This is a genomic window from Neobacillus niacini (assembly GCF_031457145.1).
Lineage (GTDB): Bacteria > Bacillota > Bacilli > Bacillales > Cytobacillaceae > Neobacillus > Neobacillus niacini_J.
The window spans coordinates 111162-117776 of record NZ_JAVDVZ010000016.1; the positions used below are offsets into that span (position 1 = coordinate 111162).

General features: G+C 39.0%; 4 protein-coding genes. 1 reads left to right on the top strand and 3 read right to left on the bottom strand.

What is annotated here, in order from left to right; translation table 11 throughout:
- Window position 1: 1 nt before the first annotated feature.
- Genes J2Y03_RS25275 through J2Y03_RS25285 form a run of 3 tightly spaced genes read right to left on the bottom strand, consistent with a single transcriptional unit; the run spans window position 2 to window position 3306 of the window.
- Window positions 2-685, bottom strand: a complete 684-nt coding sequence (locus tag J2Y03_RS25275; protein WP_310199618.1) for a tetratricopeptide repeat protein — start codon at window positions 683-685, stop codon at window positions 2-4.
- Window positions 686-714: 29 nt separating this feature from the next.
- Entirely contained in the window at window positions 715-1878 is a 1164-nt protein-coding gene (locus J2Y03_RS25280; RefSeq protein WP_310199620.1) for a NapC/NirT family cytochrome c, read from the bottom strand.
- 30 nt (window positions 1879-1908) lie between these two features.
- The gene (locus tag J2Y03_RS25285; RefSeq protein WP_310199622.1) at window positions 1909-3306 is read right to left on the bottom strand and encodes a NapC/NirT family cytochrome c; all 1398 of its coding nucleotides are present in this window, start codon (window positions 3304-3306) and stop codon (window positions 1909-1911) included.
- Between the two features lie 497 nt (window positions 3307-3803).
- Here J2Y03_RS25285 and secA point away from each other — a divergent pair, with 497 nt between their 5' ends.
- Complete coding sequence (gene secA / locus J2Y03_RS25290; RefSeq protein WP_310199624.1) at window positions 3804-6317, top strand: preprotein translocase subunit SecA; 2514 nt, start codon at window positions 3804-3806, stop codon at window positions 6315-6317.
- Window positions 6318-6615 lie beyond the last annotated feature (298 nt).

Consider the following 6615-nt stretch of genomic DNA (forward strand, 5'->3'; position numbering starts at 1 on the left):
TCTAGTTTTTATCTTTGGATGTTAATCTTTCTAGTGCGTTCAAGGCTGGTTTAAAAAGAGGATCATACTCAAGTGCTTCTTTATAAATTGCTTCAGCTTCTTCTTTTTTTCCTTGATCTTCTGCTACCAGTCCGATTTCATAAATGGTATCAGTATTTCCTACGTTTAAACGGTCTGCCTCTGCTAATGCTTCATTTGCTTCTTTATACATTTTTAATTTCCGATAACTTTTCCCCTTCATAAGGTGTCCTTTGTAATCCCTAGGAGAGATTTCGGTCGCTTTAATGGCATTTTGTAGTGCGTCATCTATTCGATCCTGTCTATCATAGACAATACTTAAATTTAAATACGCGTCAAAATAATTCTTATCCAAAGATTTAGCAGTTTTAAATTGTTTGACTGCTTCATCGTAATCTTTATCTAAAAAATATGCATAGCCAAGTTGAACCCTACTTTCAGGGTCATTAGGATTCTTTTTTACTTCTCCTTTATAAAACTTAAGCTGTTCTTCAATTTGTTTTGAATCAGTATTATCCCATAGGAATCTATCACTTATGAAATATCCGGCAACCAAACATATTACTAGTGTTCCTACTAATAACAATGATGATTGCAACCATGTAAACCGATCATTTTTTACTTTTTTTTCAGGCTCTTGGGTTTCAATTTGTTCCTTTGCTTGCATACGAACCCTCCTACTCTACTTAAATGCCTTTAATCTTCTTTATGGCAAGATTGACATTTCTGTTCGTTGTGACATAGATAACATGTCTCTGAAACTTTTACACCCTCAGCAACATTTATCGGGTGAGTCTTTCTCCAATCCTTATTTTCATGGCTACTTGGATGACAACTATTGCAGGTAATATTTGAAATCTCATCTTGTCCATTTTTTTGTAGGTCATGACAGGTTAAACAAGCCTCTTCATTTTCATTTGCAACCTTGCCATGTTTTTTAATAAACCCTTTTTCATGACTTTTTGGACGCTGGGTGTGGCAATCTTTACAAAATGTATTTTCTTTTGCATAATCTATACTACTAACCTGTTTATTTTGGATTTTTTGATCTCTTAAATATTGAGTGTAAGCAGGCTGGTCATTAAATAATGTAATCTCTTTAGTAGACATATACTTATGACAATCATTACACTCTTGAACATCATCTTTAGCCAACGAGCCATGTGAGTTAAGCTTAAAATCCTCTTTTGTATGACTCTTAGGGTACATACTTGAAGTATGACACGCGCTACACTCGGTTGTTACATTTCTAGCTTTATGACAATCCATACATTCTTCCATCTTCGGACTCGTGAATTTTTTCTCACTCATCATCGATTTACCAAGAGATGTATCCCATTTATCATAGTCAGATTTGAATGTTACTTTACGTTCTGCAATTTTTCCGTGTGCAACTCCACTATGGCATTGAATACACTCTACATCTTTCTCTATGTGTTTATCATGAGGAATGATGAGGTCACCTGAAGGTGTTACCTCGCGCAGATTCATATTGTGACATTTTTCACATGCCTCATCTGGAATCTCTTTGGGCATCTGAATGGGTGCTGTATATGTTTGTGTTGTTTTCTTATAAACTTGCAAAAGTCCATTAGCTTTTGCTTTAGTGTATTCTTCCGTGCCTGACCCGATATGACAGTTGACACAATCCACTTCACTATGTGTGGACGCCTTCCACGTATAAAACTCAGGCTTCATCTCATGGCAGGAGGAGCAGAACTCCGAACTTGAAGTTGTTTCTACTCCTACTAGTCCCAATGAGAAGAAAATAACGATGAAAAACAGTGCTACTGTTAAATATTTATATAATCTATAGCGAGTCCTGGGAGGGGGGTTCTGTTCTATATGTTCTTCTTCCATTCTATTTCCCTCCTTTATAACAACTAATCTTTATTTCTTAACATCATCTTTAAAGCCAGTTCTGTGACAGTATTGGCAATAAACATCTGTTGGTGCTTGAACATCTGTCGAATCAGGTTTTGGCTCTTCACGATCGTGACAGACTAAACATTCTGCTTTCGTTTCAGGAGTTTTGGCTTTATCTGCGTGAGCAGTTAACCAAACTTCACTTTCTACGTGGCTTTCTGGGCGTTCACCATGACAAGCACTACAGAATTTATTGATTCGAGATTGTTCTCTAACAACGTTAATATTTGCTGTGTACTTGTGTTCTTTATTTTCTTCCTCAACCTCAGCCATTTTAAGCATAGACACCAGGTCTTCCTTAGGAATATCTCTGAACCACTTGGAATCCTGATGACAATCTACACATGTGTCTAGCTCTTGAAGGGCTGTACCGCCGTGGTTTCCATTCCAGTTTTCAACTCTGTGATTTTCTGGGACTTTTACACGTTGATGACAGGTTTCACATGCCATAGAAAGCTTTACATCCTTTGTCTGCTTTCCAACTGCTTCTAAAATAAGCGCTTGTGTTTTTTCATCATGTGCTTTAACAGCTTCTGCTGCTTCTTCCTCTGTTCCTGCTTCATGCTTGACTGCATTTTTTGTTTCTTTTGTTTCCTCTTTTTCTGCTTCTTCAAGATGTTCTGGATTTGGTGGAACGAGGTATGCTACGTCCTTCCATGGTTTTTCACCGTTGTTCACTTTATCGTGACAATCAATACATGTTCCCATGTTTGGTGCTAAATATTTTTGTTCCATCATTTGTTGAGCTACATCTTCTGTCCAATGGCTACGCACTTCTTCAGTATTGATTCCACGTGCTGCAATCTTTGCGTGTGCAACTCCGGAGTGACAGCTGATACATGGGACACCCTCTTCAATATGTCCTTTATGATTAACAATTAAGTCTTTAGAAGCCGTTACAAGTCGGTTTTTCGAGTGACACTGTAAACAGTTTTCATCTGAAACCGCTTCATGTTCGGTTTGAACGATTTGTTCCGGTATTCCCATTACGTGGTGATAGACTTCCTTTAAGGAAATGACTTTATGGGTCATCATGTTTACAAAGCCAGGCTTGATATGACACTGAACACAGGTGATTTCACTGTGAGCACTGGCGGTAAATGTTGATACTTCAGGTGCCATTTCGTGACAGTTGGCACAGAAGCTTGGCGAGTTGGTAAAGGAGATAACTCCGTATCCTCCGCCAAAAATGACAACAGACCCGATTAGGGCGACAAATAATGCTTTCCATCTTGTAACTGGATCCTTCCAGTCTATGTTCCTGACTTTATGCCAGAGTCTTTTTAATAGCCCAGTCTTTTTTTTATTCTCTCTAGTTTCAGGGTCTGTATCTCTATTTTTTTTCTTCCCCCATAAGGCCACTTGACTCACCCTTCCCATTTTTTATTTTTCTCTCTCTATATTTATCTAAGTTAACCTCTCTAATGGTAGTATCTAACATTGTAAAAGTATTTTCCAATGTACAATTTGTGAATAATTTTTCATAGATAGGATGTGTGACCTTTTTCCTAAAAACAACATGAGAACATTGATAAATAAAGGTTAAGTTAACAATATACACAAGTTGTAAATGTGTATAGTAATTTATTTTTATTCACCTATAAGGTTATTTATTCATTTTCAATGAACACTGATTAGTATTGTAGTCAATCTGATTGCATACAAAAGTTTGACAATTTGACACAATAGGCATTTTCCTTAAACTATCAAGTTTTTCCGTAAATGTGGCTAAACCGGTAACAATGTTGTCACTCTAAATCGGAAGTGGTAAGATAAAAAGGGTAATTATCGAAAATTTTGGATTAAAAAATGGAATATTTTTTGAAGGATAAATTAGAAATAAAGGAGCGTTTCATCATATGATGGGGATTTTAAATAAAGTGTTCGACCTCAATAAGCGCGAGCTGAAACGGCTGGACAAATCAGCAAATCAAATAGATGCACTGTCTGCAGAAACAGCAAAACTTAGCGACGATCAGCTGCGTGAAAAAACAGAAGAGTTTAAGCTTCGCTATCAAAAAGGTGAAACACTTGACGATTTGCTGGTTGAAGCCTTTGCGGTTGTTCGTGAAGGAGCTAAGCGTGTGCTTGGTTTATATCCGTATCATGTTCAGCTCATGGGCGGGATTTCTCTTCATGAGGGTAACATTTCAGAAATGAAGACTGGGGAAGGCAAAACGTTAACAGCGACTATGCCTGTTTATTTAAATGCCCTATCAGGAAAAGGCGTTCACGTTATTACCGTCAATGAATATTTGGCAAGCCGTGATGCAAACGAAATGGGTCAGTTATATCAATTCTTAGGTCTAACAGTTGGTTTGAACTTAAACAGTATGTCTAAGGAAGAAAAGCAGGAAGCTTATGCTTGTGACATTACATATGGAACAAACAATGAGTTTGGCTTTGATTATTTGCGTGATAATATGGTTCTATATAAAGAGCAAAAAGTACAGAAGCCACTTTATTATGCGGTTATTGACGAGGTTGACTCGATTTTAATTGATGAAGCCCGTACACCTTTGATTATCTCAGGTTCTGCCCAAAAGTCGGCTATTCTCTATATTCAGGCTAATGCCTTTGTCCGAACTCTTACTAGGGATACTGATTTTACTTATGATGAAAAAACAAAAGGCGTCATGCTGACAGAAGACGGAATTAATAAAGCTGAGCGAGCTTTTGGGATTGAGAATCTGTTCGATATGTCACATGTTACCTTAAATCATCATATTAACCAGGCATTGAAGGCAAATGTCAGCATGCACCTTGATGTTGATTATGTTGTTCAAGATGGCGAAATTATTATCGTTGACCAGTTCACCGGTCGTTTAATGAAGGGCCGCCGCTATAGCGAGGGCTTGCATCAGGCTATTGAGGCAAAAGAAGGCTTGGAAGTTCAAAACGAAAGCATGACGATGGCGACCATTACCTTCCAGAACTACTTTCGTATGTATGAAAAACTTGCTGGTATGACTGGTACTGCAAAAACAGAAGAAGAAGAATTCCGTAACATTTATAATATGAACGTTATCGTGATTCCAACGAATAGACCAATCGTACGTGATGACCGCCCGGATTTAATTTACTCTTCCATGGACGGTAAATTCCGTGCAGTAGTCGAGGATATTGCTGAGCGTAATACAAAGGGCCAGCCTGTACTTGTTGGTACAGTTGCCATTGAAACATCCGAGTTAATTTCTAGATATTTATTAAAAAAAGGAATTAAGCACAATGTCCTAAACGCGAAAAACCATGAGCGTGAAGCAGAAATTATTGCTGAAGCTGGTCATAAAGGCTCTGTAACGATTGCTACGAACATGGCCGGTCGTGGTACGGACATTAAGCTTGGTGAAGGTGTTGTTGATTTGGGCGGTCTTGCCGTTATCGGTACGGAGCGTCATGAAAGCCGACGGATTGATAACCAGCTTCGTGGGCGTTCTGGTCGTCAAGGAGACCCAGGGGTAACCCAGTTCTACTTATCCATGGAAGATGAACTGATGCGTCGTTTTGGTTCTGACAATATGAAAGCAATGATGGAACGACTCGGGATGGACGATTCACAACCGATTCAAAGTAAAATGGTTTCTAAAGCCGTTGAATCTGCGCAAAAACGTGTAGAGGGCAACAACTTTGATGCCCGTAAGCAGCTTTTACAATATGATGATGTTCTTCGTCAACAGCGCGAAATTATATACACCCAGCGTGATGAAGTGCTAGAATCAGAAAACCTGCGAGAAATTGTTCAAAAAATGATTCTTTCTACTATTCAACGAAATGTGGAAGTACATGCGAATAGGCATGAAGATGAGGAAGAATGGAACCTTCAGGGAATCATCGATTTTGTAAATGCAAACCTGCTTCATGAAGGTGATATTACCGTTGAGCAATTACATGGTAAGGATCCAGAGGAAATAAGCGAAGCGATTTTTGCTAAGGTCAAGGAACGTTACAGTGAAAAAGAACAAATCCTTTCTCCAGAGCAAATGCGCGAATTCGAAAAGGTTGTTACACTTCGTGCGGTTGACAGCAAATGGATTGATCACATTGACGCGATGGATCAGCTTCGTCAAGGTATCCACCTTCGTGCTTATGGACAAATTGACCCGCTTCGTGAATATCAGCATGAAGGCTTCGCTATGTTTGAGTCAATGGTACTTTCCATTGAAGAGGAAGCTTCTATGTATATCATGAAGGCAGAAATTCGCAACAATCTTGAGCGCCAAGAAGTCGCAAAAGGCCAAGCCGTCAATCCGAAAGAAGACGGAGAAGCCGTTAAGAAAAAACCAAAAGTAAACCAAATCGACATCGGTCGTAACGACCCATGTTATTGTGGAAGCGGAAAGAAATATAAAAACTGCCATGGCGCAGGGAAATAATATATATGTAAGAGGGCCGGCGCGAAATTGCCGACCCTCTTATTTTCGGTGGTCACGTTCTGAACCCTATATAGTTACCCTAATTACTTTCTATTTTAGTTTTCGGTCACTATGAACCCTCTATAGTTACCCAAATGCTTTTGGTAATTGGGTTTCTGTCACTCCAGCACCTCTGCATTGACCCATTTCCCTTTTCGAATCGAGTTTCGGTCACTCCAGCACCTCTGCATTGACCCATTTCCCTTTTCGAATCGAGTTTCGGTCACTCCAGCACCTCTGCATTGACCCATTTCCCTTT